Origin of the sequence: Nocardiopsis sp. EMB25, assembly GCF_026797795.1 — a bacterium.
In the GTDB taxonomy this organism is placed as follows: Bacteria; Actinomycetota; Actinomycetes; order Streptosporangiales; family Streptosporangiaceae; genus Nocardiopsis; species Nocardiopsis lucentensis.
Genome location: NZ_JAMTDN010000001.1, coordinates 5,727,573 through 5,752,773, shown reverse-complemented (window position 1 = coordinate 5,752,773; position 25,201 = coordinate 5,727,573). Strand labels below are relative to the sequence as shown.

The window sequence follows — 25,201 nt, the reverse complement described above, 5'->3', positions numbered from 1 at the left end:
ATCCCGCCGGGCCAGAGGGGTCCGGCCCGGCGGGGATCGGACGGTACCGCGGCCCCGGCCCTCTCACGCGGCCTGGCGTGCCCCGCTCGACAGTTCGCGGGTGGTGACGATCCCGTCCACCAGTCCGTAGTCCCTGGCCTGTCCGGCGGTGAAGATCCTGTCCCGGTCGGTGTCGGCCCGCAGCCGCTCCACCGTCTGTCCGGTGTGCCGGGACAGGATCGTCTCGACCTGCGAACGCACGCGCAGGATCTCCTCCGCCTGGATCTCCAGGTCGGCGGCGACCCCCTGCCCCTCGGTCGACGGCTGGTGCAGCAGCACCCGCGCGTGCTCCAGCGCCATCCGCTTGCCCGCCGTTCCCGCCGCGAGCAGCACGGCCGCGGCCGAGGCCGCCTGGCCCATGCACACCGTGGCGACGTCGGCCCGCACGAACCGCATGGTGTCGTAGATGGCGGTCAGCGCCGTGAACGATCCGCCCGGCGAGTTGACGTACAGCTGGATGTCGGTCTCGCTCGACTCGTAGTCCAGGTGCAGCATCTGCGCCATGACCACGTTGGCGACGTCGTCGTCGATCGGCGTCCCCAGGAAGATGATCCGCTCCGACAGCAGTCGGCTGAACACGTCGGAGGACCGCTCGCCCCGGGGAGTGCGCTCCACGACCATCGGCACGGTGTAACGTCCGCTCACTTGTCCTCTCCCCCGATCCGGTTCGCGAACCCGGGCGCCGCGGTCCCGAGGCGGAACCCGGATCCCGACAACTCCGACACCGACGTCACCACGTGGTCCACGAAGCCGTAGTCCTTGGCCTCCTGGGCGGTGAACCACGCGTCGCGGTGCTGGTCCTCGGCGACGGTCTCCTCACTCTGACCGGTGTGCTCGGCGATGAGCCGAACCATGGTCCGCTTCGTGTGCGCGAGGTTCTCCGCCTGGATGGCGATGTCGGCGGCGGTCCCGCCGAGCCCGCCCGAGGGCTGGTGCATCATGATCCGCGCGTGCGGCAGGCTGTAGCGCTTGCCCGCCGTCCCGGCACAGGCCAGGAACTGGCCCATGCTGGCGGCGAACCCCATCACCAGCGTGGACACGTCGTTGGGGATGAACCGCATCGTGTCGTAGACGGCCATTCCCGCGTAAACGGAGCCGCCGGGGCTGTTGATCGCGAGGGTGATGTCACGCCGGGGGTCCTCGTCGGCCAGCAGCAGCATCTGGGCGCACACCCGGTTGGCGCTGGTCTCGTCCACCTGTGTGCCCAGCAGCACGATGCGGCTGCGCAGCAGGCGGGCGGCCAACTGGTCGTCGAAGGCGCCACCCGCGGCGTCCTGTTCGGCGACGGGCCGTTCGTGGGTCAGCATGGAACTCTCCTCCACCGGTCGGCGGAGCGTTCGTCCGCCCGGCCGGTGGTTCCACCCTGCGGCGGCGCGCCCGGGGACTTCCACCGTTTCGGCCCGGGGCAGATCTGCCCACGGCAGACCCTGGGCGGCACGTGGGGAAACATCCTGGCCAGGACCCCGTGATCCGCTCCACGGCATCGTGCGCCGCGGGGCGGGTTCACACGTCGTCGAGGGCCTCGCGCAGGTCGCGCAGGATGGTGACCACGTGCGGCCGCAGCGACGGCCGGATCGCGTCGTACATCTTGCGCTGCTTGAGCTCCAGCGCACTCCGACGGACGGAGAGGATCCGCTCACCCTCCTCGGTGATGTGCACCACCGTGCTGCGCTCGTCCCGCTCGGACCGACGGCGCGCCATCATGCCCTTGCGCTCGAGCTGTTGGATCATGCGAGTGGCGGAGGGGGACGACACGCCGACGACCCGGGCGACCGCGCCGACGCTCGGCTCGTCCATGCCGCGTACGGCCTCCATCAGGAGCGCCTGCGTCAGCGTGAGCTCCTCGTGTCCCTGGCCGCTGCGGGAACGGGCGTGTATCGCGGCGTTGATCAGTTCGGTCCAAGCGCGCTGGAACTCGTCGAGTCCGGCGTCGGGCGGCTCGGCGTCACGTGCTTCGGAGTCGGGCGGCTCGACTCCGGGTTCGGCTGTCTCGTCAGACACGAAACGATCCTCGCTGACTGGGCGCGGGCCACACACCTGGACGCGCGCGGCGGTTTGATTATTGTGTAGTCTAGCTATTAGATAGCCAAGGTACGCAATTTCACGATGATCCATGCCCCGCCGAGGCCGAACCGACACCTCCGCCCGCGGAATCGTCGCCCCGGCCCCGGGGCGGGTGTCCGCTCCGGATGCAAGCGGGCCCGGACCCATCCGGGAGGGACGCATTGACCACCGTGCTCGTCGCACACTTCATCGCTGCGGCGCTCGCCCCCCTGCTCGTACGGCGATGGGGCCGAAGCGCGTTCATCGCGCTCGCCGCCGTCCCCGGCGCCGCCACCGTCTGGGCCCTCCTCCAGGCCCCCGCGATCACGCGCGGCGACGCGCTCTCGACGTCGGTCGCGTGGGCGCCGCAGTTCTCGCTGCGGCTGGGCCTGTACATGGACGCGCTCGGACTGGTGATGACGCTCATCGCCGCCGGTGTCGGCGCGCTCATCCTCGTCTACTGCTCCCGCTACTTCGAGGACTCCGAACCCGGGCTCGGCCGGTTCGCGGGCGTGTTCACCGCCTTCGCCGCCGCCATGCTCGGCCTGGTCCTGGCCGACGACCTCATCCAGCTCTTCGTGTACTGGGAGCTGACCACCGTCTTCTCCTACCTGCTCATCGGGCACAGCACCGAGCAGAAGGAGAGCCGCCGCGCCGCCATGACCGCGCTGACGGTCACCACCGCGGGCGGGCTGACCATGTTCGTCGGCCTGATCATGCTGGGTCGGGCGGCGGGCACCTTCGTCATCTCCGAGATCGTCGCCGACCCGCCGCCCGGCGGCACCGCCCTCAACATCGCCCTGGCGCTCATCATGATCGGCGCCATGTCCAAGTCGGCCCTGACCCCCTTCAGCCTGTGGCTGCCCGCCGCCATGCGCGCGCCCACACCGGTCTCCGGCTACCTGCACGCCGCGGCGATGGTCAAGGCCGGCGTCTACCTCACCGCCCGCCTCACCCCCGCCTTCCACGACGCCGCCGTCTGGCAGTCCATGGCCCTGGCCTTCGGCGTGCTCACCATGCTGCTCGGGGGGTGGAAGGCGCTGCGCCAGTTCGACCTGAAACTCGTCCTGGCCTACGGCACCATCAGCCAGCTCGGCTTCCTCGTCGCCCTCCTCGGAGCCGGGACGCGGGCCGCGGCGCTCGCCGGCGTCTCGATGCTCGTCGCGCACTCCCTGTTCAAGGCCGCGCTGTTCCTCGTGGTCGGGATCATCGACCACGCCACCGGCACCCGCGATCTGCGTGAGCTCTCGGGTCTGCGCACGGCGATGCCCGGCACGTTCTGGACCGCGCTCCTCGCCCTCGTCTCGATGGCGGGTCTGCCGCCCGCCGTCGGCTTCGCCGCCAAGGAACTGGCCTTCGGCGCCTTCACCGGGGGCGGAGCGATCGACGCCGCCGTGCTCGTCGGCCTGGTCGCCGGGTCCACCCTCACCGTCGCCTACAGCCTGCGCTTCCTGTGGGGCGCCTTCGCGGTGAAGGAGAACGTCCCCGGCACCCCCGTCCACGCGCCCGGGCCGCTGTTCCTGGCGCCCGCCGTGATCCTCGGCCTGCTCGGCCTGCTCGGCGGCCCGTTCTCCGGTCTGCTCGACCCGCTCCTGGCCGCCTACGCCGACACCGTCCCCCTGACGCCCGGCGCCGAGACCACCCACCTGCTCCTGTGGCACGGGTTCGAGTTCCCGCTCCTGCTGTCCGCCCTCTGCCTGGCCCTGGGCTACGTGCTCTTCCTCCTGCGCCACCGGGTGGTGCGGCTGGGCGTGCGCACGGCGTTCGTGGACCCCGACCGGATCTACCGGCGGATGCTCGCCACCCTGGAGAACGTCGCCCTCCAGCTCACCGGGGGGACGCAGCGCGGTTCGCTGCCCGTCTACCTCGGCACGATCCTGGTCACCGTGGTGGCCGTGTCGGGCTGGCCGATCCTCACCGGCCGCCTGTGGGACCTGCCCGCCCCGCCCGTGCGGGTGTGGGACACCCCCGTGCAGGTGATTCCGACCGTGATCATCATCCTCACCTGCCTGTTCGTCCTGTTCGTCCGGCGCCGCCTGTTCGCGGTCGTCCTCGTCGGGATGACCGGCTACGGGTGCGCGGTGCTGTTCTTCCTCCAGGGCGCGCCCGACCTCGCGCTCACGCAGTTCCTCGTGGAGACCGTGAGCCTGGTCGTCTTCGTCCTGGTCCTGCGCCGCCTGCCCGCCCGGTTCTCCACCCCGGCCCTGCGCGGCCGCCGCATGTGGAACCTGGTGATCGGTGCGGCCACCGGGGCGCTCGTGGCGAGCATGACCTACTTCGCCCTCGCCGGACGCCAGGACGAGTCCGTCTCACCCGGCTTCGTCGGCGCCGCCCACGAGGCCGGCGGGGAGAACATCGTCTCCGTCCTGCTCGTCGACGTGCGCGCCTGGGACACCATGGGCGAGATCTCCGTCCTCGGCGCTGCCGCGGCGGGCGTGGCCAGCCTGATGTTCGTGCGCCGGCGCGCCCAGCCGCGCGGCGGCCCCCACGGGCTCCGCCCCGTCTCGCACACCGCGCCGCACGCCCCTCCGGTCGGGAGTGAGTCCATCGACCTGGGCGGGCTGCGCACCGCGCCGCGCGAGGCGCACATCCGGCCCGCCGCCACGTGGACGTGGCTGACCGGCGCCGAGGCCCTGCCCACGGAGCGGCGGTCGGTCATCTTCGAGGTGATCTCGCGCTTCCTCTTCCCGGTGATCATGGTGATCTCCGTGTACCTGCTGCTCACCGGACACTCCGCGATCGGCGGCGGTTTCGCCGGGGGCATCGTGGCCGGGCTCGCGCTCATCGTCCGCTACCTGGCCGGCGGCCGGTTCGAGCTGTACGCCACCGCCTGGGTGCAGCCCGGCGCCCTCATCGGCGCGGGGCTGGCCCTGTCGACCGGGATGGCCCTGGCCGGGCCGCTGTTCGGCGACGACATCCTGTCCGGCGGTTCCCTGGACGTGCACGTCCCGTTCCTGGGCCACCTGCACCTGACCACGAGCCTGGTGTTCGACACCGGCGTGTACCTGCTGGTCATCGGCCTGATCCTGGACATCCTCCGCAGTCTCGGCGCTCGTATCGACGAACAGATCGAACGGGACGCCGCGCACACCGCGGAGGCCGCCCGACGCGGGGCCGAGTCCCCGGCCGAGGAGGTCACGTCGTGAACGACACCCCCAGTCTCGTCCTCGTCCTCGTCGTCGGCGTCCTGGTCGCGGTGGGCGTCGTCCTCCTCCTGGAGCGCAGCCTGACCCGCGTCCTCCTCGGGTTCGTCGTGCTCAGCAACGGCGTCAACCTGATGATCCTCGCCGCGGGCGGCGCGGCCGGGGGCCCGCCGATCCTCTGGCTCACCGACCCGGACGAGATGGCCGACCCCCTCCCGCAGGCGATGATCCTGACCGCCATCGTCATCACCCTCGGCATCACCGCGTTCCTGCTGGCCATGGCCTACCGGAGCTGGCAGCTGGAGGGCAACGACGAGGTCCAGGACGACGCCGAGGACCTCCGGATCGTCCGGGGCGAGGGCATCCGCGCCGTCCGCAGGCGGTTCCGCCGCGAACGCCGCCGTCTGCGCGCCGACATCCGCGCCCAGCGGGCCGAGCTCCAGGCGACCATCGCGGCCGCCGACGCCCAGGAGCTGGCCGAGCAGGCGCGGATCAAGGCGGAGATCGCCGCCGCGCAGGCCGAACTCGCCCGGTTCGAGGTCGACGCCGAGGAGAGCGGCGCCGACGAGCACTCCCAGGAGACCGTGCGGCGGTTGACCGACCGCACGCAGACGATGGTCGAGCAGGTGGCCGAACTGCGCGGGCGCATCCGCCGGGGCCGCAGGAAGCTGCGGGAGCACCGCCGCGCCGACCGGGCCGCCGAGCGCGAGCTGTGGCGGGAACTGCGGCGCCGGGTCCGCGCCCAGCGGCGGCGGATGCGCCAGACCATGCGAGCCGAGCGCGAACGCCTGGCCCGCGCCGAGGACAGCGAGTTGCAGGGGAACGACTGATGAACGACGGAACCCTCTTCGCCTCGAGCGTGCACCACCTCGTCCCGCTGCCGGTGGTCCTTCCGCTGTTCGCCGCCGGGGTCAAGCTCGCGCTCGGTACCCGCTGGCCCCGGTTCCAGCAGTGGGTCAGCGTCGCCGCGCTCACGGCGGTGCTCCTGATCGGGTTCGCGCTCATGGTCGGCGCCGACACCCTCGGGCCGCTGGCGGTCCAACTCGGCGGCTGGGAGGCTCCCCTCGGGATCACCCTGGTGGCCGACCGGCTGGCGGCCCTGTTCGTGACCGTGTCCGCGGCCATCACGCTGGCCGTGCTCGTGTACTCCATCGGGCAGGGCATGGCGGGCAAGGCCGAGGTGGCGCCGCTGTCGGTGTACCAGCCGACCTATCTGATCCTGGTCGCCGGGGTCTCCAACGCCTTCCTGGCCGGTGACCTGTTCAACCTCTACGTCGGCTTCGAGATCCTGCTGACCGCCAGCTACGTCCTGCTGACCCTGGGCGGGACCCAGCCGCGCATGCGCGCGGGCGCCATCTACGTGGTGGTGTCGCTGCTGTCCTCGGTGCTGTTCCTCATCGCGATCGGGCTCGTCTTCGCGGCGACCGGGACGGTGAACATGGCACTGCTGGCCGAGCGGCTGTGGGACGTCTCCACCGAGCTGCGGCTCGTGCTGGAGGTCATCCTGGTCGTCGCCTTCGGCATCAAGGCCGCCGTGTTCCCGCTGTCGGCGTGGCTGCCCGACTCCTACCCGACCGCGCCCGTCCCGGTCACCGCGGTGTTCGCGGGCCTGCTGACCAAGGTGGGTGTGTACGCGATCATCCGCGCGCAGACCCTGATGTTCCCCGGGACGCAGATCGACACTCTCCTGCTGTGGGTCGCCCTGGCCACCATGATCATGGGCGCGCTGGGCGCGGTGGCCCAGAACGACATCAAGCGCCTGTTGTCCTTCACGCTGGTCAGTCATATCGGGTTCATGCTGTTCGGGGTGGCGATCGGCAACGAGTTGGGGCTCTCCGGCGCGGTGTTCTACGTCGCCCACCACATCACCGTGCAGACGACGCTGTTCCTCATCACGGGGCTGATCGAACGGCGCGGCGGGTCCACGTCGCTGGACGACCTGGGCGGGCTGGGGCGGATCGCTCCGGTGCTGGCGGTGCTGTTCTTCATCCCGGCGATGAACCTGGGCGGCATCCCGCCGCTGTCCGGGTTCCTCGGCAAGCTCGGCCTGCTCCAGGCCGGTGTGCAGGCCGGGACGCCGATGGCGTACGCGCTGGTCGTGGCATCGGTGGTGACCAGTCTGCTCACGCTGTACGTCATGGCGCGGGTGTGGAACTACGCGTTCTGGCGGGCGCCCGCCGAGGGCGTGGTCGCCGAACCGGGCACGGTCCTGGAGGAGAGCGAGGAGGAGGGGGGCGGCGACACGTCCACCGCGGCCCTCGGCCCGGAGGAGGCGGTCGGTCCCTCGTCCCGCCTGGAGGACACCGCGACCCGGGCCGCGACGCGGGTGGTCACGTCGGTGGTCCTGCCCCGGAGCATGGTCGGCGCCACGATGGCGCTGGTCGCCATGGGGCTGGCCCTGACCGTGTTCGCGGGTCCGCTCATCGCCTACTCCTCGGACACCGCGATGGAGCTGATCGAGCGCACTCCGTACATCCACGCCGTGCTGGGAGGCAGCCGATGACAGTGGAGGAACCGCGTCGACGGGGCGGAGCCGCGGCCGGCGGCGGCCGGGCCCTGCGGGCGCTGCGCCGCCGGTTGGGCAAGGTGCAGCTGCCCGTGGCGCTCGGCATGACCCTGGTGTGGATGCTGCTGTTCAACGGCTTCCGGTGGCGGGAGGAGTCACTGGGCCTGGCGGTGCTGGGATTCGGCGTGTCGGTACTGGTCACGGTGGTGTTCCCGCTGCCGCCGATCGGTCCAGGACTGCGGCTGCGTCCGCTGGGCGCGCTGAGGCTGCTGGTGTTCGTCGTTTCGGAGATGGTCGTGGCCAGCCTCCAGGTCACGCGGTACGTGTTCGCCCCCGGCCCGCCGGTGCGCAGCTCCGTGATCGCGGTGCGGCTACGCACCGACTCGGACCTCATGCTCGTGTTCACGTCGATCATCCTGACCGTGATCCCCGGAAGCGTGGTCGTGGAGGTCGAGCAGCCGAACCGGATGCTGTACGTGCACGTCCTCGGCGCGGTCGACGACGAGGGGACCGAGCGGGCCCGCCGGGGGACGCTGCGGCTGGAGGAGCGCATCGTGCGTGCCTTCGGCACTGGTCGGGACATCACCGATCTGGAGGCCGCGACGGCGGCCGGGAGGGAGGACGCGTGACCGCTCTGTGGATCGCCATCGCCGTGCTGCTCGGGCTGGCCGCCCTGCTCGGCACGGCACGGCTGATGCTGGGTCCCAGCATCCTGGACCGGGCGCTGTCCGTCGACGTGCTCGTGGCCTCGGCGCTCACCGGCATCGGCGCCTACGCGGCGTTCAACCGCGACCCGTCGGTGCTGCCGATCCTGCTGGTGCTGTCGTTGATCGGGTTCGTGAGCTCGGTCAGCGTCTCCAAGTTCGTGGCCCGCCGACACCTGGGCGAGCACCCCGGGGACTCCATCGCCGGGGGACCGGGAGGCGCCGGAGGCACGGCGGACACCGGTGGGAAGGGGAGGAACGCGTGAGCGAACCACTGGTCGCGGTCCTGGACTGGATCGCGGTGCTGTGCCTGCTGGCCGGGGCGGCGCTGTCCCTGGTGGCGGGGGTCGGTCTGGTCCGCTTCCCCGACCTGCTGTCCCGGATGCACGCGGCGGCCAAGCCCCAGGTGCTCGGGCTGCTCCTCGTCCTCGTCGGGATCGGTCTGCGCATCGCCCCGCAGGAGACCGGTGTGTTCAACACGGGCACGCTGATCCTGGTGGGGATCTTCCAGGTGCTGACGGTGCCGGTGGCGGGGCACATCGCCGCCCGGGTGGCCTACCGGACCGGACGGATCCGCGACGACCTGCTGGTGACCGACGAGCTGGCCGAGCGGATCACCGAGCGGCGGGGCGGCGGTCCCCCCGCCGGGGCGGGGGACCGCCGGGTCTGAGTCTGTGCCTTTTCTGGGCTTCCGCTTCGCTTTGGCCCGTGTTCGGGCGCCCGAAGAGGCAGGGATGCTTCATCCTCGGCTGCGCCTATCACTCGTTCCTCGCTACGCGGCTCGCCTCGCCCGCCCGTCGCCCGCCACCACCCTCAACGGACGCCTACGGCGCAGCCCTATCCATAAGCACCCTGCCGGCGCCCGAACGGTAACCCCCTGGGGTGACCGGTCCTGAGGACGTGACCGGCTCACGCCAGCCGTTCGGCCTCCTCGTCGGTCATGAGCCGCGAGCGGATGAGGAAGCGCCGCCCGGTCGGCGCCTCCAGGGAGAACCCCGCCCCGCGCCCCGGGACGACGTCGATCGTCAGGTGGGTGTGCCGCCACAGCTCGAACTGGGCGCGGGACATCCACACCGGAACCGGTTCGGGCCCGCCGACCTCCAGGTCGCCCAGGTGGACGTCCGACGCGCCGGTGCGGAACTCCCCCGCCGGATAGCACATCGGCGAGCTCCCGTCGCAGCATCCTCCGGACTGGTGGAACATGAGCGGTCCGTGCTCGGCGCGCAGGTCGCGGAGCAGGGCGGCGGCCTCGTCGGTGACCGCCACCCGCTCCGCCCCCGCACCGTCCGCGGGGAGGGGCATCAGAACAGCCCCAGTGCCGAGTCGGAGTAGCTCACCAGCAGGTTCTTCGTCTGCTGGTAGTGGTCGAGCATCATCCGGTGGTTCTCCCGGCCGATCCCCGACTGCTTGTAGCCGCCGAAGGCCGCGTGCGCGGGGTAGGCGTGGTAGTTGTTCACCCACACGCGTCCGGCCTGGATGTCCCGGCCCGCCCGGTAGGCGGTGTTGCCGTCGCGCGACCACACGCCCGCGCCGAGCCCGTACAGGGTGTCGTTGGCGGTCTTGATCGCGTCGGCGTAGTCGTCGAACCGGGTCACCGACACCACGGGGCCGAAGATCTCCTCCTGGAAGATCCGCATGTCGTTGCGCCCCTCGAAGACCGTCGGCTCGACGTAGTAGCCGCCGGACAGGTCACCGCCGAGGTCGGCGCGCCCGCCCCCGGCGAGCACCTTGGCGCCCTCCTGGACCCCGATGTCGATGTAGGACAGGATCTTCTCCAGCTGGTCGTTGCTGGCCTGAGCTCCGACCATGGTCCCGGTGTCGAGCGGGTTCCCCTGGACGATGGCGCCGACCCGCTCCAGCGCGTCACCGAGGAAGCGGTCGTAGACGGACCCCTGGACGAGCGCCCGGGACGGGCAGGTGCACACCTCACCCTGGTTGAGCGCGAAGAGGGTGAACCCCTCCAGGGCCTTGTCGTAGAAGGCGTCCGCGCGGTCGGCGACGTCGGCGAAGAAGAGGTTCGGGCTCTTGCCGCCCAGTTCCAGGGTGACCGGGATGAGGTTCTCCGACGCGTACTGCATGATGAGGCGCCCGGTGGTGGTCTCCCCGGTGAAGGCGACCTTGCGCACACGGGGGCTGGAGGCGAGCGGGCGGCCCGCCTCGGCGCCGAAGCCGTTGACGACGTTGACCACGCCGGGCGGCAGCAGGTCGGCGATGAGCTCGACGAGCAGGAGGATCGACGCCGGGGTCTGCTCGGCCGGCTTGAGCACGACGGCGTTCCCGGCGGCCAGGGCGGGGGCCAGCTTCCAGGTGGCCATGAGCAGGGGGAAGTTCCAGGGGATGATCTGGCCGACCACGCCCAGCGGCTCCTGGAAGTGGTAGGCGACGGTGTCCTCGTCGATCTGGGAGGTGTGCCCCTCCTGGGCGCGGATGGCCCCGGCGAAGTAGCGGAAGTGGTCCACCGCCAGCGGGAGGTCGGCGGCCAGGCACTCACGGACCGGCTTGCCGTTCTCCCAGGACTCGGCGACGGCGAGCCGCTCCAGGTTCTCCTCGATCCGGTCGGCGATCCGGTTGAGCACGAGCGCGCGCTCGGCGGCGGAGGTGCGGCCCCAGGCGGGCGCGGCGCCGTGGGCGGCGTCGAGGGCGAGTTCGACGTCCTCGGCGCCGCTGCGGGCGATCTCGGTGAAGGTCCGGCCGGTGACCGGGGTGGGGTTCTCGAAGTAGCGCCCCTTCACGGGGCGGACCCACTCCCCTCCGATCCAGTTCTCGTAGCGCGGGGCGTACTCCACGACACTGCCGGGCTCACCGGGGGGTGTGTAGATCGTCATGTCTGCCTCCTCGTCTCCGTCGGCGCCGATGTCCGGTCCCGGCGCCGCCGCTGCGGGACGTGACGCTAGTCACCTCGACGTTGCGAGTACGTTGCGCCGGTGTGGCCGGAGGGGGAGGCGCGGTCGGAGGGCGCGGCGGGTCAGCGGCCGAGCCAGAGGAGCCGCCCGCGCAGGGCCGCGTGCCTCGGAGTGCCGGGAGGGGCCGCGCCGAGCGCCGCCGCCACGGCCCGGGGGTCGTCGCGCCACCCCGGGCGCTCCGCCCAGTCCAGCAGCACGTCGGGGGAGGCGTGGTCGGTCAGGACCGCGCACACCTCGGCTTGGAGGGCCTCGCGAACCTCCACCACGCCCGGCGCCTCGGAGCGCGGCAGGACGGGGCCGGGGTAGGCGTCCAGGGCGCTTCGGTGGTCCCCGGCGGCGAGGTGGCGGCGCACGTCGTCGACGTCGGTCCCCACCGGGCGGCGCAGGCGGTAGGGGCGGGAGTCCAGCAACCCCGGGCCGAGCAGGCGCCGCAGCCGCGCCAGTTCGGCGCGGACGGTGACCGGGGCGGCGTCGCGTTCGTGCAGGCGTGCGCCCAGTGCGGCGCCGGTCAGGCCGCCGGGACAGCGGGAGAGCAGCAGCAGGATCTCGGCGTGGCGGAGGCTGAGCGCGACGGTCCGCCCGTCGAGGGCGAGTCCGGCGCCGTCACGGCCGAGGACGCTCAGGCGGGCGCGGCCGGGGAGCGGGGCGCCGGAGTCCGGGCACGGCGGGGGAACCCGGCCGACGAGGCGCAGCGCGCGCAGCTCCGCCTCGGCCGCCGCCGCGGCGGTGCGGACCAGGGCCAACGCGTGCGGCGAGGCGACGTGGTCCTCCCCGGTGAGGTCGAGGACGCCGAGCAGCGCGCCGGTGTCGGGATCGTGCAGGGGCGCCGCCGAACAGCTCCATCGGTGCACGCCCCGGGCGAAGTGCTCGCCGGCGAAGACCTGGACCTCGTGGTCGAGGGTGAGCGCGACGCCGGGCGCGTTGGTCCCCGCCGACCGCTCGTGCCAGTTGGCGCCCTCGACGAAGCACATGGCCTCGGCGCTGTCACGCAGCCGGTGGTCTCCCTCGACCCACAGGAGTCGGCCGGAGGCGTCCCCGACCGCGACGATCTGGGGGCCGGGGGCGGCGTCCACGAGGAGTCGGCGCAGGAAGGGCATGACGGGGGCGAGGGGGTGGGCGGCGCGGTGGTCGTGCAGGGCGTGGCCGGTGAGCTCCACGCGGGGGGTCGTCCGGTCGGGGTCGACGCCGTGCCGGACACTGCGCCGCCAGGAGTCGCCGACGACGGCGCGGACCCGGTCACCGACCTGCCCGGAGTCGGTGAAGCGCTCGTGGGCCGCGGCCACGTCGCGGCGCACGGAGTCGGGGTCGGCCCCCCGTGACCAGGCGATCCACCCGTCGGCCATCCGCTGTCTCCCCTCACCCGGACGGGAAGCGCGCCGCGGCCGCGGCCCGTCCCGTCACCCCGAGTGAAACCGCGCACGGGGCGCTTGGCAAGGGGTGGGGGACACGCGCGGGACCGGTCTGCCGGTCACCGGAGCGCTCGGGGCGACGCGTTCCACGGGAACCCGGGCCCGAACGGACGACTTCTCGCACGGTGGGGACGAGTTCGGACGCGCCGTGAAGGACCGGGACGTGGGGATCACGGCCTCCTCCGCTCCACCGCTCCGACGGGTACGCGCCGGGCCGAACCGCCGCGCGCGGCGCGCCGTCCCACCGTGGAGGCACCGAGACGAGGAGTGGACATGTCCGCACACCCACTGAGAAGACCGCTGGTCGATCCGCGCGAGCTGCGCCCGCGCCGCGTGTGGTACGTCCTCGGCACGGGGGTGATCACCCTGGGGATTCTCGTGGGGATCGCCGGTTTCGCGGTGATGATGGTCCGGATGCTGGCGCCACCGGAGTTCGAGGCGGAGCTGCGGGGCTCGGGCGAGGTCACGTTCACCCTGGACGAGGGGGTCGGGAGGCTGGGGCTGTACGCCAGCCCGTGGGACGCCGACGGGTACTCCTGTGTGCTGGTCCTCCCCGACGGCCAGGAGCGCGAGTTCGGCTTCCCGCCCTACAGCCACAGTGTCGACACACTGTCGGAGAGCTGGGCGCTGGCGGGCGACGCCGAGACCGCCGGGGCCGGTGAGTACGCGCTCGCGTGCGACGGCGGAGCGGACACCGCCTTCGGCGTCACCGACATCCAGGACGGCGAACGGACCTTCCTCGCCAACCTCATGGGCGCCTTCGCCTCGATCCTCGGTGCGCCGCTCACCGGACTGCTGGTCGGGGCGCCGATCCTCATCGTGACGGCGGCGCGCCGCAACCGGCACAGGCGGCGCCTGCTCGGCGAGCGGGGCCGGTCCCCGTACCAGGGGTGACTCCTCCGACCGGCCCCGGCGCGAGGCCGGTCACCGCGCGCGGAGGACCGGCGGGGCGGCGGACCGGCTTCCCTCGGGTCACTTTCGGTCACACCACCATGACACAATTCGGCACATGTCCACCCCTCACGTACCGCCTCCCGCGCCCCGCGCCACCGCGGCCCCGAACACCCCCGCACCCGAGATCAGACCGCGCACGCTCTGGTACTGGGTGGCCGCCTCCGTTCTCGTGCTCTGCCTGGCGGCGGGGACCTGCATCCTGGTCTTCGGCACCAGTCCCGAACGCCCCAACCCCAGCCCCGGTTTCCAGGCGGAGTTCGACGGCGAGTCGTCCGCCACCTTCGAGGTCGGTGAGGGCGAATCCCGTGACTGGGCGCTCTACTCGGCCCGGTCGACCGACGTCGTCCCCTGTGAGCACCGGTCCCCCTCGGGCGAGAGCCTCGAACTGCTGGCGGACCGGTACTCGTACCAGTCCGACGACGGGGAGTGGGAGTACGTCGCCACACTGGACACCCGCGAGCCCGGCACCCACCGCATCACCTGCTCGGCGAGCATGGTCTGGGGCGGCGGCTCCGCCACCACCCCCTACGCGGTGGGCGGCGTCGACGTGGTCCGGAGCGCGGACGCCCGGCTCGGCCTGGGGGTCGTCTCGGGCATCCTCATCCCCATGGTCGGCTTCTTCGCCGGCCTGATCATCTTCCTGGTCACCCTGCTCACGCGCCTGTCGCGCAAGGCCGACCTGAGGCGGCGTCAGCAACACCCGTGGCCGCACGGCCCCGTCCCGCCGTACCGGGGGTAGCCGACCGCGCGGCCGCCCCGGCGCGCCGCCAGGGCCGGGGTCACTCGTGCGGCGGCTCACCGGTGACGACGTGGTCGGCGTGGTTGAGCGCCTCCAGGACGAGTCGGCGCAGGTGGCCGTCGCGCATGCGGTAGATCGAGTGCCGGGACTCGCGGCGCGCCTCCACCAGGCCCGCGAGGCGGAGCTTGGCCAGGTGCTGTGACACCGCCGTCCGCGAGGCTCCGCTCGCCTCGGTGAGCTGGCCGACGTCGGCCTCGCCCTGGGCCAGCGTCCAGAGCAGGCACAGGCGCGTGGGGTCGGAGAGCATCCGGAAGACGTCGGCGGCCACGGTGAGCCGCTCGGGGCCCGGGGGCTGCGCGTGGAACAGGCTCGGGGCGGAGGGCGGCTCACGATCGGGCATGCGCGCAGTCTAGGCGTGTTCCGCGAACACGCACTCCCCACACGGCGAACGACGTCCACGGCGCCCTCCCCGGTTCGCCGACCGGGCATCGCCGAAGCGACCAGCGGGCCCTCGGACGCACGACAGTCGAAGGAGTGACACGTGCGCAAGTGCGCACGTATACTTTCCCGTACTGTCGCCGACCCCCGGGAGCCCCGCCCATGCTCCGCGTCCTCACCCATCCGACCTACCGCCGCCTGTTCACCGCCCAGGTGCTCGCCCTGCTCGGCACCGGCCTGGCGACCGTCGCCCTCGGCCTGCTCGCCTACGACCTCGCGGGCGCCGACGCCGGAACCGTCCTGGGCACCGCCCTGACCATCAAGATGGTGGCCTACGTCAGCGTGTCACCGCTGGTCGGAGCGGTGGCCGCCCGGCTCCCCCGCCGCGTCTTCCTGGCGACCGCCAGCGCCCTGCGCGCGGTCTGCGCCCTGGGGCTGCCTCTGGTCGACGAGGTGTGGCAGGTCTACCTGCTGATCCTGCTGCTCCAGACGGCCTCGGCGGCCTTCACCCCCGTCTTCCAGGCCACGATCCCCGACGTCCTGACCGACGAGGGCGACTACACCCGGGCCCTCTCCCTGTCCCGACTCGCCTACGACCTGGAGAGCCTCGCCAGTCCGCTCATCGCGGCCGCCCTCCTCACCGTGGTGGGGTACGACACCCTGTTCCTCGGCACCGGGGCCGGGTTCCTCGCCGCGTCCGTCCTGGTCCTCGCGGCACACCTGCCCGGTACGCGCGGCGACGGAGCACCCGCCCGGACCGGCTCGCCGCTGGGCGTCGGCCCGTTCCTGCGCGTCCCCCGGCTCCGCGCCCTGCTGGCCATGAACCTCGCCGTGGCGTCCGCGACCGCCGTCGTCCTCGTCAACACGGTGGTCATCGTGCGGGACGGTCTGGGCCGGGAGCAGTCGGCGGTGGCACTGGCGCTGGGCGCGTTCGGCGCCGGGTCGATGGCGGTGGCCCTGCTGCTGCCCCGGGTCCTGGAGAGGGCCGGTGACCGCACGGTGATGCTGCCCGCCGGGTTCGTCCTCGCCCTCGGGCTGGCGGGCGCCGCCCTCACGCTGTCCGCGTCGGCCGGGGCCACGGCGTGGCTGGGGGTGCTCGCGTGCTGGCTCCTCCTCGGCGCGGGTACGTCGCTCGTCCTCACCCCCACCGGCCGCCTGCTGCGCCGCTCCGGCGGCCCCCACCCCCTTCCGACACTGTTCGCCGCCCAGTTCGCGCTCTCCCACGCGTGCTTCCTGCTCACCTATCCCCTGGCGGGGTGGTTGGGAGCACGTGCGGGGCAGCCGCTCACCCTGGGCGTGTTCGCGCTGCTGGCACTCGCCTCGGCGGCGGCCGCCACCATGCTGTGGCGGGACCGCGTGCCCACACGGGCGGCGTGAACCGCGCCGGGGCCGGGAACGCCCGACCTCCCGGAGCCGACCGGCCCCGTCACCGCCGTCCGTGTGAAGGAACACCGCCATGACCGACCCCTACTCCGCCCTGACCCGGAGCACCGTCCTCGGCGACGAACTGGACACCCTGATCACCGATCGGGGCGGGGGTTCTCCGGGAGGCGGCGCCGGTTCGGTTCCGCCGCCCGGTACCCGGGTGCGCCCGACGGCCAGACGACCGGTGGAGGCGCGCCCGTGGTCCGTCTGGAACACCGCGAGGAGCGGTGGCCGGTGCTCGGTTGGCGGCAGACGCCGACGGACGTGGCCGACCGCACGTGGCGGGAGGCGATGTACCGGCTCACCCCGGTCGACGGATCGTTCATGATCTTCCGGGGGCTGGGCAGCGGACAGTCCCTCCAGATGATGTGGGACACGCGCGGGGGGCCGCCCACGCTCTGGATGGAGCAGACCGGTTCGGCCGGGCTCGACGTGACACTGGAGCAGGCGGAGGAGGCCGTGGCCGCCTTCGTGGACACCGGGGAGAGCGTCCTGGAGGAGTTCGGCGAGCTCACCCACGTGTGACGGGTCAGGTCCACCGCAGCGCGAGTCCACCGCCCTCGGGGACGACCCGGGAGCCGAGGTCGCGGGAGGCGTCGTCGAGGACCTCCTGGAGCCACCACGCGTCCTGGGGGGAGGCCGGTTCCAGTCGCATCCGCCGTGACCTCAGGGGCACCATCCGCAGGGAGAGCAGCCGCCCGCTGCCGGGGTCGACGGACACCAGGTACATCAATCGGAGGTCGTCCCGGTAGCGCTCGTAGCCCTGGATGCCCTCGTAGTCGTTGACGAAGTCGCCGCAGCCGTACAGGACGAGCCGGTCGCGGTAGACCTCGATCGGCCGGGGGTGGTGCGAGGAGTGGCCGTGCACCACGTCCACACCGCCGTCGACCAGCGCGTGGGCCAGATCCGTCTGCTCCGTGACGTCGTAGCCCCAGTTGGTGCCCCAGTGCACCGAGGCGACGACCACGTCGCGCGGGCCGCGCTGCCGGCGCACCCGTTCGACGACTCCGGGGGCGCCCAGTTCCGCGTTCTCGGACACGAGGTGGACCCCGGGCCGGTCCTCACGCGCCGACCAGGCCGGCGGGATACCCGTCGACGTGGTCCCGAAGGCGGCGACCAGGACCCGCCCGCCCCCGTCCAGGTCCACCGCCACCGGGGCGCGGGCCGCCGCCGCGCCGCGCCCCGCCCCCGCGAAGCGCAGTCCCGCGGTGGACAGGGAGTCGAGCGTGTCCTCCAGGCCGCGCGGACCGAAGTCCATGACGTGGTTGTTGGCGAGGGAGCACACGTCCGGACGCACCGCGGCCAGGCACGGGAGGTTGTCGGGGTGCATGCGGTAGTGGATCCCCTTGCCCGGCGCGAACTCCCCGTCCCGGGTCACGCTGGTCTCCAGGTTCAGGATCCGCACGTCCGGGGAGGCGTCCTCCAGCACGCCGAGCGCGTCACCCCAGGGCCAGGTGAAGTCGACGGGGCGCGGGATCGGCCCGTTGGCCCGCTCGGCCAGTTCGACGTAGCCGCGCGCGTCCCGGACGTAGCACTCCTCCAGCGCCGGGTCACCGGGGTGCGGCAGGATCTGGTCCACGCCGCGTCCGAGCATCACGTCGCCGCAGAGGAACATGGTCACCGGCTCGGTGCGCATCTTCCCAGCGTACGCCTACCGCTCGAAGCGGATTCGGCCTGGTCGGGCCCGCGATCGGCACCATCGGTCCCGGCGCCCGGGACGGTGGCCTTGGCTGAAACCTTGCGCACGTTGACCTTCAAGCCACTGTCAGGGCGGGCAAGCGCGCTGAAGACTGGTGTCCGCGGCCCGGTGGCGCCCCGTTCGCCCCCGAAAGGCGCCTCCCCCCACCGGGATTCGCGCGTATCTCCCGGGGCTACGCAAACCCTCGCCGCCGCAGGGATGTCGATAAAGCCGAGGTCACACATGTACCTGGTCCACCTGACCTTTCTCCACCCCCATCGCGAACGCTTTCCCGACTACGTCAGGGAAATGGTCGAATGCGCAGCGGAATCAGGAGACGGGTTGGAGCACGTCAGCGTGCACCGAAGGGTCGACACGGACCCGACCATCGGACTCTTCCTGCGCTCCCGCAGCCTCGCCGACGCCGAGCACACCGCCGCCCGGATCTGGCACAGGACCGCCGGAAGCCACCCTGAACTGGATGAATACCAGCTCTTCAGGTGCGAGGTCCCCCTCATCGACGGCATCCTCCCCTGAGCCGAACGGGCGCCCAGAACCCCACAGAGCCGTGGACGAAAAGGGCCATGGACCGTTTAGGACAGCGGCGAATCCTTCACTTCAGCCAAAGCGGGTGCCCATAATGAACACATCGCAAGGCACACCGAAGAAATGAAGGGAAGTACCATGGCCGCCAGGATCTCCGCCTTCTCCGCCACGGGTTTCGCAATTCTTTCGATAGCCTTCACAATTCCTTTCTCCGGGCAGTCGACGGAGGCCCCGGCCGTGTACACCAACGCGGCCGATGACTCGGGCTGGCAGTCCGACGACTCCGGCTGGCAGTAGGCGCGGCCGACGGCGCGCGACACCCCAACCCGACGGAAGGTCAACGGTGCACACCACGGAGTCCCCCGGGACCGACTACGCCGGACTGGCGGAGGAGTTCGGAACCCCGCTCTTCGTCTACGAGGCCGACGTACTCGAACAGTCCCACACCCAGCTCAGACAGGCGCTCCCCGACGGCGTCGACATCATGTACTCGCTCAAGGCCAACCCGAACATCAGCGTCTGCGCGCTGCTCGGTTCGCTCGGGGCCGGAGCCGAGGTCAGCTCGCACACCGAGCTCGTGACCGCGCTCCGTGCCGGGGTGGCGCCCTCGGACATCATCTTCCTCGGCCCCGGGAAGTCCGACCAGGAGCTGCGGGCGTGCGTCGACGCCGGGATCGCGGCGCTGGTGTGCGAGTCACTCGAGGAGGTGGAACGGGTCGACGCGCTGGTCAGGCGGAGCGGCTCGGCGCCCTTCCCCGTGATGCTGCGGGTGAACCCGTCCTTCACCGCCAAGGGCCAGGGTCTGGCCATGGGCGGCAAACCCCGGCAGTTCGGCATCGACGAGGCCGCGGTCCGCGACGCCAAACACCGTCTGGCCGACCTCACCGGAGTACGCGTCACCGGTGTCCACGCCTACATGGGGACGCGGTTCCTCGACCACGCCAGCGTCGTGGGCAACACCGAACGCATCCTCGGCCTGGCCGAGTCCCTGGCGGCCGACCTGGGCATCGACCTGGAGGCCGTCGACTTCGGGGGCGGACTCGGCGTGGCCTACTTCGCGGGCGAGAGCGACCCCGACATGGCCGGGCTGCGCCAGGGGATGCACGAGGTCGTCGCCGGCTTCCGCGAACGCAACCCCCGCTGCCGGCTGATGATGGAGTCCGGACGCTTCCTGACCGCCCGGGCCGGGACCTACGTGGTCCGGATCCGCGAGGTCAAGGAGTCCATGGGCGAACTCTTCGCCGTGGCCGACGGAGGCACCAACCACCACATGGCGGCCGTGGGCATCGGCAGCTTCGTCAAACGCGACTTCCCGGTACGCCACCTCGGCGCGCCCGAGGCCCCGGCCACGCACCGGTACTCCGTCACCGGGCCGCTGTGCACCCCCAACGACCTCATCGTCAAGAAGGCGGCCCTGCCAGAGATCCGCCCCGGCGACCTGGTCGGCATCGGCCGGTCGGGCGCCTACGGTCCCACCGCCTCCCCCGGCCTGTTCCTCAGCCACGGCTACCCGGCCGAGGTCCTCGTCCACCGGGGCCGGGCCCACCTGGTCCGGGTGCCGGACACGACCGAGGACCTGCTGGGCAGGCAGCGCCTCGTCCGACTCCGATGAACGGAGCGAGGGCCCGCCGTCCCCCGGACCCCGCTCCCCCGGCCGCCCTCCGCGTCGGCGTGGACGTCCTCGACCGCCGCGAACTCGACCGCCTGCTGCGCCGCCCCTGGTTCCTCCGCTTCTGCTACGCGCCCGAGGAGCGGACGGAGGCCGAGGGTATGGGGACGCACCGCCGTACGGAGTTCCTCGCCGGACGCTTCGCCGCCAAGGAGGCCGTCCTCAAGGCCCTGGGCAGGGGGATGCTCCAGGGCGTGGCCATGAGCGACATCCGGGTGGCCCGGACCGGGGAGGGCGCGCCGCGCGTGGTCTTCCTCGGCGCCGCCGCCGCGATGGGACTGCCCCGCGTGAGCCTGTCGATCTCACACAAGAACGACGTCGTGGTCGCCGTGGCGCTGTGCACGGACCACACGCGAACCTGACAAGGAGACAGCAGCACATGCCGACCGCCACCGACGATCCGATCGCGCCCGCCGCCGCGCCGCCGACGGACCAGGACCAGGACCAGGACCAGCCCACGACCGCCTCCCTGCGCGTACGGCTCAGCGAGAGCGACGCCTACTACGGAGGGGGCGTGGTGGAGGGGGCCCGGGTGCTGCGCCTGTTCGGCGACCTGGTCACCGAGATCACCGTCCGCGAGGACGGCGACGAGGGCCTGCTCTCCGGCTACTCCGACGTCCGCTTCACCGCCCCCGTCGCCCCCGGCGACTACCTGGAGGTCCACGGACGGCTGGTCCGCCGGACCCGCCTGCGCAGGGTCGTCGAACTGAGCGCCTTCAAGGTGATCAGCGCCGACCCCGGAACGCGCCCCAGCGCGGCCCGACTCCTGCCCGAACCGCAGCTGGTGTGCTCGGCCACCGCGACGACCGTGGTCCCCCGCGAGGCCGTGACCAGGAAGGAGACCCGATGAGCACCGAACCGCGACTCCTGCACGACCTGCTCGACGACGCGGCCCGACGGGATCCGGACACCCCCGCCCTGGGCGCCGGCGACCGGACGGCGAGCTTCGGGGAACTGGCCTCCGCCAGCTCCCGGATCGCCCGCCGGTTGCGGGCCCGGGGACTGCGGCGCGGCGACCGCGTGGCCGTGCGCACGGGCGACCCCCTGGCCGCCGCCGCGGCGCTCTTCGCGGTCTCCCGGGCGGGCGCGGTGTTCAGCCTCCTGCACGAGAGCGTGCGCGACGGAGCCTTCACCCACGTCCTGGACGACGCCGAGCCCTCGGTCGTGGTCTGTGACACCGACGACGTCAGGGACGAGGCCGGGGCCGCCGGGGCCGACTTCCTCACCACCCGCGACCTGCTCGCCCTCGCCGACGCACCGGCCCCCGCCGCACCGGACGGGACCGGGGAGGCCACGCCGCCGCCGGACCGGACCTGCCCGGTACTGGAGGTCGATCCGGTCTGCATGATCTACACCTCGGGCACGACGTCCCGGCCCAAGGCCGTGGTCAGCACCCACCAGCAGATCCTGTTCGCGGCCCGGGCGATCCAGAAGCGCCTGGGCTACCGGTCGGACGACACCGTCTACTGCCCCCTGCCGGTGTCCTTCGACTACGGCCTCTACCAGGTCTACCTGGTGATGCTCGCCGGGGCCCGGCTGCGCTTCGGCTCCCCGGCCGAGGCCGGACCGCCCCTGCTGCGCAGCCTGATCGAGAGCGGGGCCACCGTCCTGGCGGGTGTCCCGGCGGTCTCGGACCGCCTGGCCTGGCTGGCCGCCCGCGGCAAGCGCCGCCCCACGTCGCTGCGCCTGCTCACCAACACCGGCGCGGCCCTGTCGGAGAAGACCGTGTCCTCGCTGCGCGCGTCCCTGCCCGGTCTGCGCGTGCAGGTGATGTACGGCCTCACCGAGTGCAAGCGCGCGGCCATCATGCCGCCCGACGGCGACCTGGAGCGGCCCGGCTCGTGCGGGCTGCCCCTGGACGGGACCGAGATCTTCGTGATCGGCCCCGACGGCGAGCGCCTTCCCTCCGGGGAGACCGGCCAGATCGTGGTCCGGGGACCCAACGTCATGGCGGGGTACTGGCGGCGCGAGGAGCTGACCGCCGAGCGGTTCCACCGCCGCGACGGGCTCTTCCCCGAGCTGCGCACCGGCGACTACGGGTGGGTGGACGAGGACGGCTACCTGTACTTCGACGGCCGCAGGGACGACATCTACAAGGAGCGCGGCTTCCGGGTCAGCGCCACCGAGGTGGAGGCCGCCGCGCACCGCGTCGAGGGGGTGGACTCCGCGATCGTCCTGCCCCCGGCGGACGGGCGCCCCGCCCAGCTGGCCGTCATCTCCAGCATCCCCAAGGAGGAGGTCCTGGAGCGGATGCGCCAGGAGATCGAGGAGTTCAAGGTCCCCCGGATCTGCGTCCGCCTCGACGACCTGCCCACCAACGGCAACGGCAAGATCGACCGGGCCAGGCTCGCCGACCTGATCTCCGCCTCGGGGCGCGCCTGAGCGTCCCGGCCGCGAACACCGCGAACACCGAGCACCGCCAACGACAAGCACCACGAGAACCGAGCACGACCGCACCCGGCCCCTCCGGGCCGTCACACCACACAGGGAGAAAACCCATGCAGCGCAACGACGTCGTCACCGCCCTCGAAGCCGCCCTGTCCGAGGCCCTGGAGCGCGAGGTCGCCGACCTGGACGGCACCGTCCGCCTCTTCGACGACCTGCACCTGGACTCCACCTCGATGCTGGAGGTCCTCATGTCCCTGGAGGAGTCCATCGGGCTGGAGGTCGAGCCCGAGGACCTGGAGATCGAGGCGTTCGAGTCCGTCGACTCCCTCACCGACTTCGTCCTGTCCGCGCGGGCGGCCGCGGCCTGACCCCGCCCACCGCCCACCACCGCCGGTCGAGGGCGCCGCGCGCCCGAGCCGGCCGTCACCACCACCCCCCAACCCCGAGAGGTCACCATGCTGGTCCGTTCCTTCGCCGAGATCGAGGACACCGAACGCCACGTCAAGGGAGCCAAGGGCACCTGGGAGAGCAAGCGGATCGTGCTCGCCCGGGAGGGCGTCGGGTTCTCCCTGCACGAGACCACCGTGTACGCGGGCACCGAGACGTCGCTGTGGTACGCCAACCACTACGAGGCGGTCCTGTGCGTCGAGGGCGAGATGGAGCTCACCGACGACGAGACCGGTGAGAAGCACTGGATCACCCCCGGCGTCATGTACCTGCTCGACGGACACGAGCGGCACACGCTGCGCCCCACCAAGGACTCGCGCTTCATCTGCGTGTTCAACCCGCCCGTCACCGGCCGCGAGGACCACGACGAGAACGGCGCCTACCCCCTCCTGACCGAGGCGACCGGCTCCTGACCCTGCCGGCACCGCGACGACGACCACCACCCCCACCCAGAACAGGGAGTCCGCATGACCGTCACGATCGACGCACCCGCCACCCCCGCCGCCGCGCGCGACCGCGTCGTCTTCCGCCGCCCCGAGCCCGCCGACGCGCGCGCCGTCTGGCACCTGGTGGACGAGTCCGACCAACTCGACAACAACAGCGAGTACTACTACATGATCTGGTTCCGCGACTTCGCGCGGACCTCGCTGGTGGCCGAGCTCGACGGCGAGGTCATCGGCTTCCTCAGCGGCTACCGCCGACCGGATCGGCCCGACACGTACTTCGTCTGGCAGGAGGCGGTCAAGCCCCGGCACGGCATCCCCTTCCTCGGGGTGAAGCTCTTCGACCACGCCGTGCAGGAGCAGATCCTCGACGGCGCCAGATACGTGGAGGCGACCGTGTCGGAGGAGAACACCCCGATCGTGATGGTGCTCAAGCGCTTCGCCAAGCGCTGGGGCGCCCCGGTGGACAAGAGCGTGCTCTTCTCCAGCGCGGACTTCGGCGGGGGCCACCACGAGGAGACCCTCTACCGGATCGGCCCGGTCCTTCCCTGAACGGGACCCGGGTGAACGCGAACGCCGGGACGGTGCTCGGGCACCGTCCCGGCGTTCGCGTGTGCGGAGCGTCCCGCCCCACCCGCCCGGGGCACGGCGGGACCCGGCGAGGGGGCGGTTCAGGCCGCGGCCACCGTCCCCCGGAAGGTGCGCCGGTAGGCGCTGGGGGACACGCCCAGTTCGACGTGCATGTGCTGGCGCAGCGACGCGGCCGTCCCGAACCCGGCCTCCGCGGCGATCCGGTCCACGGACAGGTCGGACTCCTCGAGGAGCTGACGGGCCCGGTCCAGGCGCTGCTGTGTGACCCACTTCCCCGGCGACTGCCCCACCTCCTCACGGAAGCGGCGGGTGAACGTACGTACGCTCATCGACTCCTGCTCGGCCATCTCCCTCAGGCTCGGCTGGAGGTGGAGGTGGTCCAGGACCCAGGCGCGGGCCCGGGCGGTCGCCGAGCGCTCCGGGGCCGGGACCGGGTGCCGGATGTACTGGGCCTGGCCGCCGTCCCGGTGGGGTGGGACGACGGTGTTGCGGGCCACCTCGTTGGCGACGGCCGCGCCGTGGTCGGTGCGGATCATGTGCAGGCTCAGGTCGATGCCGGAGGCGACCCCGGCGGCGGTCAGCACACGCCCGTTGTCGGTGTAGAGCACGTCGGGGTCCAGGTCGATGTGCGGGTACATGGCCCGGAAGTACCCGGCGGACTTCCAGTGCGTGGTCACCCGGCACCCGTCGAGCAGCCCGGCCGCGGCGAGCACGAACGCCCCAGTGCAGATGGAGGCCACCCGCGTGCGCGGCCGCACCCGCGCGATGGCGGCGGCCAGCTCCGGGTCGAGCGGTGCGTGCGGGCGTTCCTCGTAGTCCTCCTCGGCGGCGGGGACGATCACCGTCTCGGCCTCGCCGAGGGCCTCGGGGCCGTGCGCGACGTTCATGGTGAAGTCGGTGTCGGTCCTGATCTCACCGGGTTCCAGCGCGCAGGTGACGACTTCGTAGATCGGCTGGTCGTCCGCGTCTCGGGCCCGGCCGAACAGCCGGTGGACGATGCCGACCTCGATGGGCAGCAGACCGTGGCGGGCGAGGACGGCCACGCGGTGGCGTCCGGGTTCGCTGAAAGACGACATGGCCTGATTCTTTCACATGTTGGCTTTCAGGACACTGTCAGCGACAGGGGGTTCCGAAGG

The 25,201-nt window shown here is 72.3% G+C and carries 28 protein-coding genes; 19 read left to right on the top strand and 9 right to left on the bottom strand.

Going from position 1 to position 25,201, the window contains the following annotated elements; genetic code table 11:
• Window positions 1-63: 63 nt before the first annotated feature.
• From KIK06_RS25655 to KIK06_RS25645, 3 genes are all read right to left on the bottom strand, one after another.
• Window positions 64-684 (bottom strand): ClpP family protease, encoded by a 621-nt coding sequence (locus tag KIK06_RS25655; protein WP_268645453.1) that lies wholly within the window; start codon window positions 682-684, stop codon window positions 64-66.
• The gene (locus tag KIK06_RS25650; protein ID WP_017600750.1) at window positions 681-1,346 is read right to left on the bottom strand and encodes a ClpP family protease; all 666 of its coding nucleotides are present in this window, start codon (window positions 1,344-1,346) and stop codon (window positions 681-683) included. Before KIK06_RS25650 ends, KIK06_RS25655 begins: the two co-directional genes overlap by 4 nt.
• A 196-nt stretch (window positions 1,347-1,542) precedes the next feature.
• Window positions 1,543-2,040 (bottom strand): MarR family transcriptional regulator, encoded by a 498-nt coding sequence (locus KIK06_RS25645; RefSeq protein ID WP_268645452.1) that lies wholly within the window; start codon window positions 2,038-2,040, stop codon window positions 1,543-1,545.
• 233 nt (window positions 2,041-2,273) lie between these two features.
• On the opposite strand from KIK06_RS25645, the gene KIK06_RS25640 reads away from it, so the two are divergent.
• Genes KIK06_RS25640 through mnhG form a run of 6 tightly spaced genes read left to right on the top strand, consistent with a single transcriptional unit; the run spans window position 2,274 to window position 9,105 of the window.
• On the top strand, window positions 2,274-5,228 hold the full coding sequence (locus KIK06_RS25640) for a Na+/H+ antiporter subunit A (protein WP_268646186.1): 2,955 nt from the start codon (window positions 2,274-2,276) through the stop codon (window positions 5,226-5,228).
• Window positions 5,225-6,055 carry a Na(+)/H(+) antiporter subunit C gene (locus tag KIK06_RS25635; protein WP_268645451.1) on the top strand — a complete coding sequence of 277 codons (831 nt, stop codon included), beginning with the start codon at window positions 5,225-5,227 and terminating at the stop codon, window positions 6,053-6,055. The genes KIK06_RS25640 and KIK06_RS25635 overlap by 4 nt, the downstream gene beginning before the upstream one ends.
• Complete coding sequence (locus tag KIK06_RS25630) at window positions 6,055-7,728, top strand: Na+/H+ antiporter subunit D (protein ID WP_268645450.1); 1,674 nt, start codon at window positions 6,055-6,057, stop codon at window positions 7,726-7,728. Before KIK06_RS25635 ends, KIK06_RS25630 begins: the two co-directional genes overlap by 1 nt.
• Window positions 7,725-8,360 (top strand): Na+/H+ antiporter subunit E, encoded by a 636-nt coding sequence (locus KIK06_RS25625; protein WP_268645449.1) that lies wholly within the window; start codon window positions 7,725-7,727, stop codon window positions 8,358-8,360. Before KIK06_RS25630 ends, KIK06_RS25625 begins: the two co-directional genes overlap by 4 nt.
• Window positions 8,357-8,701, top strand: a complete 345-nt coding sequence (locus KIK06_RS25620) for a monovalent cation/H+ antiporter complex subunit F (protein WP_268645448.1) — start codon at window positions 8,357-8,359, stop codon at window positions 8,699-8,701. The genes KIK06_RS25625 and KIK06_RS25620 overlap by 4 nt, the downstream gene beginning before the upstream one ends.
• Entirely contained in the window at window positions 8,698-9,105 is a 408-nt protein-coding gene (mnhG, locus tag KIK06_RS25615; protein WP_268645447.1) for a monovalent cation/H(+) antiporter subunit G, read from the top strand. The genes KIK06_RS25620 and mnhG overlap by 4 nt, the downstream gene beginning before the upstream one ends.
• Window positions 9,106-9,344: 239 nt before the next feature.
• Here mnhG and KIK06_RS25610 read toward each other — a convergent pair whose 3' ends face one another.
• From KIK06_RS25610 to KIK06_RS25600, 3 genes are all read right to left on the bottom strand, one after another.
• Window positions 9,345-9,737, bottom strand: coding sequence for a DUF779 domain-containing protein (locus KIK06_RS25610; RefSeq protein ID WP_268645446.1), 393 nt, complete (start codon window positions 9,735-9,737; stop codon window positions 9,345-9,347).
• A complete protein-coding gene (gene exaC, locus KIK06_RS25605; RefSeq protein WP_268645445.1) occupies window positions 9,737-11,260 on the bottom strand; it encodes an acetaldehyde dehydrogenase ExaC in 1,524 nt (507 codons plus the stop codon). The genes KIK06_RS25610 and exaC overlap by 1 nt, the downstream gene beginning before the upstream one ends.
• A gap of 140 nt (window positions 11,261-11,400) precedes the next feature.
• Complete coding sequence (locus tag KIK06_RS25600; RefSeq protein ID WP_268645444.1) at window positions 11,401-12,681, bottom strand: GAF domain-containing protein; 1,281 nt, start codon at window positions 12,679-12,681, stop codon at window positions 11,401-11,403.
• Window positions 12,682-13,020: 339 nt separating this feature from the next.
• On the opposite strand from KIK06_RS25600, the gene KIK06_RS25595 reads away from it, so the two are divergent.
• Window positions 13,021-13,641: a hypothetical protein gene (locus tag KIK06_RS25595; RefSeq protein WP_268645443.1), complete on the top strand. Its 621-nt coding sequence runs from the start codon at window positions 13,021-13,023 to the stop codon at window positions 13,639-13,641.
• 115 nt (window positions 13,642-13,756) lie between these two features.
• Window positions 13,757-14,440 carry a hypothetical protein gene (locus tag KIK06_RS25590; protein ID WP_268645442.1) on the top strand — a complete coding sequence of 228 codons (684 nt, stop codon included), beginning with the start codon at window positions 13,757-13,759 and terminating at the stop codon, window positions 14,438-14,440.
• A gap of 40 nt (window positions 14,441-14,480) precedes the next feature.
• Here the strand turns inward: KIK06_RS25590 and KIK06_RS25585 are convergent, their stop codons facing one another.
• Entirely contained in the window at window positions 14,481-14,840 is a 360-nt protein-coding gene (locus tag KIK06_RS25585; protein ID WP_017600764.1) for an ArsR/SmtB family transcription factor, read from the bottom strand.
• A gap of 200 nt (window positions 14,841-15,040) precedes the next feature.
• On the opposite strand from KIK06_RS25585, the gene KIK06_RS25580 reads away from it, so the two are divergent.
• Window positions 15,041-16,255: an MFS transporter gene (locus KIK06_RS25580; protein ID WP_268645441.1), complete on the top strand. Its 1,215-nt coding sequence runs from the start codon at window positions 15,041-15,043 to the stop codon at window positions 16,253-16,255.
• A 246-nt stretch (window positions 16,256-16,501) separates the two neighbouring features.
• Window positions 16,502-16,828 carry a hypothetical protein gene (locus tag KIK06_RS25575; RefSeq protein ID WP_268645440.1) on the top strand — a complete coding sequence of 109 codons (327 nt, stop codon included), beginning with the start codon at window positions 16,502-16,504 and terminating at the stop codon, window positions 16,826-16,828.
• Between the two features lie 4 nt (window positions 16,829-16,832).
• Here KIK06_RS25575 and KIK06_RS25570 read toward each other — a convergent pair whose 3' ends face one another.
• The gene (locus KIK06_RS25570) at window positions 16,833-17,939 is read right to left on the bottom strand and encodes a CapA family protein (protein WP_268645439.1); all 1,107 of its coding nucleotides are present in this window, start codon (window positions 17,937-17,939) and stop codon (window positions 16,833-16,835) included.
• 384 nt (window positions 17,940-18,323) lie between these two features.
• Here KIK06_RS25570 and KIK06_RS25565 point away from each other — a divergent pair, with 384 nt between their 5' ends.
• The 9 genes from KIK06_RS25565 to ectA all read left to right on the top strand — a co-directional run bounded on the left by KIK06_RS25565 (window position 18,324) and on the right by ectA (window position 24,026).
• Window positions 18,324-18,518: a hypothetical protein gene (locus KIK06_RS25565; protein ID WP_268645438.1), complete on the top strand. Its 195-nt coding sequence runs from the start codon at window positions 18,324-18,326 to the stop codon at window positions 18,516-18,518.
• Window positions 18,519-18,665: 147 nt separating this feature from the next.
• A complete protein-coding gene (locus KIK06_RS25560; RefSeq protein ID WP_268645437.1) occupies window positions 18,666-18,824 on the top strand; it encodes a hypothetical protein in 159 nt (52 codons plus the stop codon).
• A gap of 46 nt (window positions 18,825-18,870) precedes the next feature.
• Complete coding sequence (locus KIK06_RS25555; RefSeq protein WP_268645436.1) at window positions 18,871-20,139, top strand: type III PLP-dependent enzyme; 1,269 nt, start codon at window positions 18,871-18,873, stop codon at window positions 20,137-20,139.
• Window positions 20,136-20,558: a holo-ACP synthase gene (locus KIK06_RS25550; RefSeq protein ID WP_017600773.1), complete on the top strand. Its 423-nt coding sequence runs from the start codon at window positions 20,136-20,138 to the stop codon at window positions 20,556-20,558. Before KIK06_RS25555 ends, KIK06_RS25550 begins: the two co-directional genes overlap by 4 nt.
• A gap of 17 nt (window positions 20,559-20,575) precedes the next feature.
• Window positions 20,576-21,046 carry a 3-aminobutyryl-CoA ammonia lyase gene (locus tag KIK06_RS25545; protein WP_268645435.1) on the top strand — a complete coding sequence of 157 codons (471 nt, stop codon included), beginning with the start codon at window positions 20,576-20,578 and terminating at the stop codon, window positions 21,044-21,046.
• Complete coding sequence (locus tag KIK06_RS25540; protein WP_268645434.1) at window positions 21,043-22,578, top strand: class I adenylate-forming enzyme family protein; 1,536 nt, start codon at window positions 21,043-21,045, stop codon at window positions 22,576-22,578. The genes KIK06_RS25545 and KIK06_RS25540 overlap by 4 nt, the downstream gene beginning before the upstream one ends.
• A 116-nt stretch (window positions 22,579-22,694) precedes the next feature.
• Window positions 22,695-22,952 (top strand): acyl carrier protein, encoded by a 258-nt coding sequence (locus KIK06_RS25535; RefSeq protein WP_017600776.1) that lies wholly within the window; start codon window positions 22,695-22,697, stop codon window positions 22,950-22,952.
• 87 nt (window positions 22,953-23,039) lie between these two features.
• A complete protein-coding gene (locus KIK06_RS25530; RefSeq protein WP_017600777.1) occupies window positions 23,040-23,444 on the top strand; it encodes an ectoine synthase in 405 nt (134 codons plus the stop codon).
• A 54-nt stretch (window positions 23,445-23,498) separates the two neighbouring features.
• The gene (ectA, locus tag KIK06_RS25525; protein WP_017600778.1) at window positions 23,499-24,026 is read left to right on the top strand and encodes a diaminobutyrate acetyltransferase; all 528 of its coding nucleotides are present in this window, start codon (window positions 23,499-23,501) and stop codon (window positions 24,024-24,026) included.
• A gap of 119 nt (window positions 24,027-24,145) precedes the next feature.
• Here ectA and KIK06_RS25520 read toward each other — a convergent pair whose 3' ends face one another.
• The gene (locus tag KIK06_RS25520; protein WP_268645433.1) at window positions 24,146-25,141 is read right to left on the bottom strand and encodes a GlxA family transcriptional regulator; all 996 of its coding nucleotides are present in this window, start codon (window positions 25,139-25,141) and stop codon (window positions 24,146-24,148) included.
• Between the last annotated feature and the right edge of the window lie 60 nt (window positions 25,142-25,201).

Coding starts and splice junctions, on each gene's coding strand:
- KIK06_RS25590 (WP_268645442.1), top strand. CDS start 13,757: ATGTCCACCCCTCACGTACCGCCTCCCGCGCCCCGCGCCACCGCGGCC.
- KIK06_RS25650 (WP_017600750.1), bottom strand. CDS start 1,346: ATGCTGACCCACGAACGGCCCGTCGCCGAACAGGACGCCGCGGGTGGC.
- KIK06_RS25610 (WP_268645446.1), bottom strand. CDS start 9,737: ATGCCCCTCCCCGCGGACGGTGCGGGGGCGGAGCGGGTGGCGGTCACC.
- KIK06_RS25580 (WP_268645441.1), top strand. CDS start 15,041: ATGCTCCGCGTCCTCACCCATCCGACCTACCGCCGCCTGTTCACCGCC.
- KIK06_RS25550 (WP_017600773.1), top strand. CDS start 20,136: ATGAACGGAGCGAGGGCCCGCCGTCCCCCGGACCCCGCTCCCCCGGCC.
- ectA (WP_017600778.1), top strand. CDS start 23,499: ATGACCGTCACGATCGACGCACCCGCCACCCCCGCCGCCGCGCGCGAC.
- KIK06_RS25545 (WP_268645435.1), top strand. CDS start 20,576: ATGCCGACCGCCACCGACGATCCGATCGCGCCCGCCGCCGCGCCGCCG.
- KIK06_RS25520 (WP_268645433.1), bottom strand. CDS start 25,141: ATGTCGTCTTTCAGCGAACCCGGACGCCACCGCGTGGCCGTCCTCGCC.
- KIK06_RS25570 (WP_268645439.1), bottom strand. CDS start 17,939: ATGCGCACCGAGCCGGTGACCATGTTCCTCTGCGGCGACGTGATGCTC.
- KIK06_RS25540 (WP_268645434.1), top strand. CDS start 21,043: ATGAGCACCGAACCGCGACTCCTGCACGACCTGCTCGACGACGCGGCC.
- KIK06_RS25600 (WP_268645444.1), bottom strand. CDS start 12,681: ATGGCCGACGGGTGGATCGCCTGGTCACGGGGGGCCGACCCCGACTCC.
- KIK06_RS25585 (WP_017600764.1), bottom strand. CDS start 14,840: ATGCCCGATCGTGAGCCGCCCTCCGCCCCGAGCCTGTTCCACGCGCAG.
- KIK06_RS25530 (WP_017600777.1), top strand. CDS start 23,040: ATGCTGGTCCGTTCCTTCGCCGAGATCGAGGACACCGAACGCCACGTC.
- KIK06_RS25625 (WP_268645449.1), top strand. CDS start 7,725: ATGACAGTGGAGGAACCGCGTCGACGGGGCGGAGCCGCGGCCGGCGGC.
- exaC (WP_268645445.1), bottom strand. CDS start 11,260: ATGACGATCTACACACCCCCCGGTGAGCCCGGCAGTGTCGTGGAGTAC.
- KIK06_RS25630 (WP_268645450.1), top strand. CDS start 6,055: ATGAACGACGGAACCCTCTTCGCCTCGAGCGTGCACCACCTCGTCCCG.
- KIK06_RS25535 (WP_017600776.1), top strand. CDS start 22,695: ATGCAGCGCAACGACGTCGTCACCGCCCTCGAAGCCGCCCTGTCCGAG.
- KIK06_RS25595 (WP_268645443.1), top strand. CDS start 13,021: ATGTCCGCACACCCACTGAGAAGACCGCTGGTCGATCCGCGCGAGCTG.
- KIK06_RS25560 (WP_268645437.1), top strand. CDS start 18,666: ATGGCCGCCAGGATCTCCGCCTTCTCCGCCACGGGTTTCGCAATTCTT.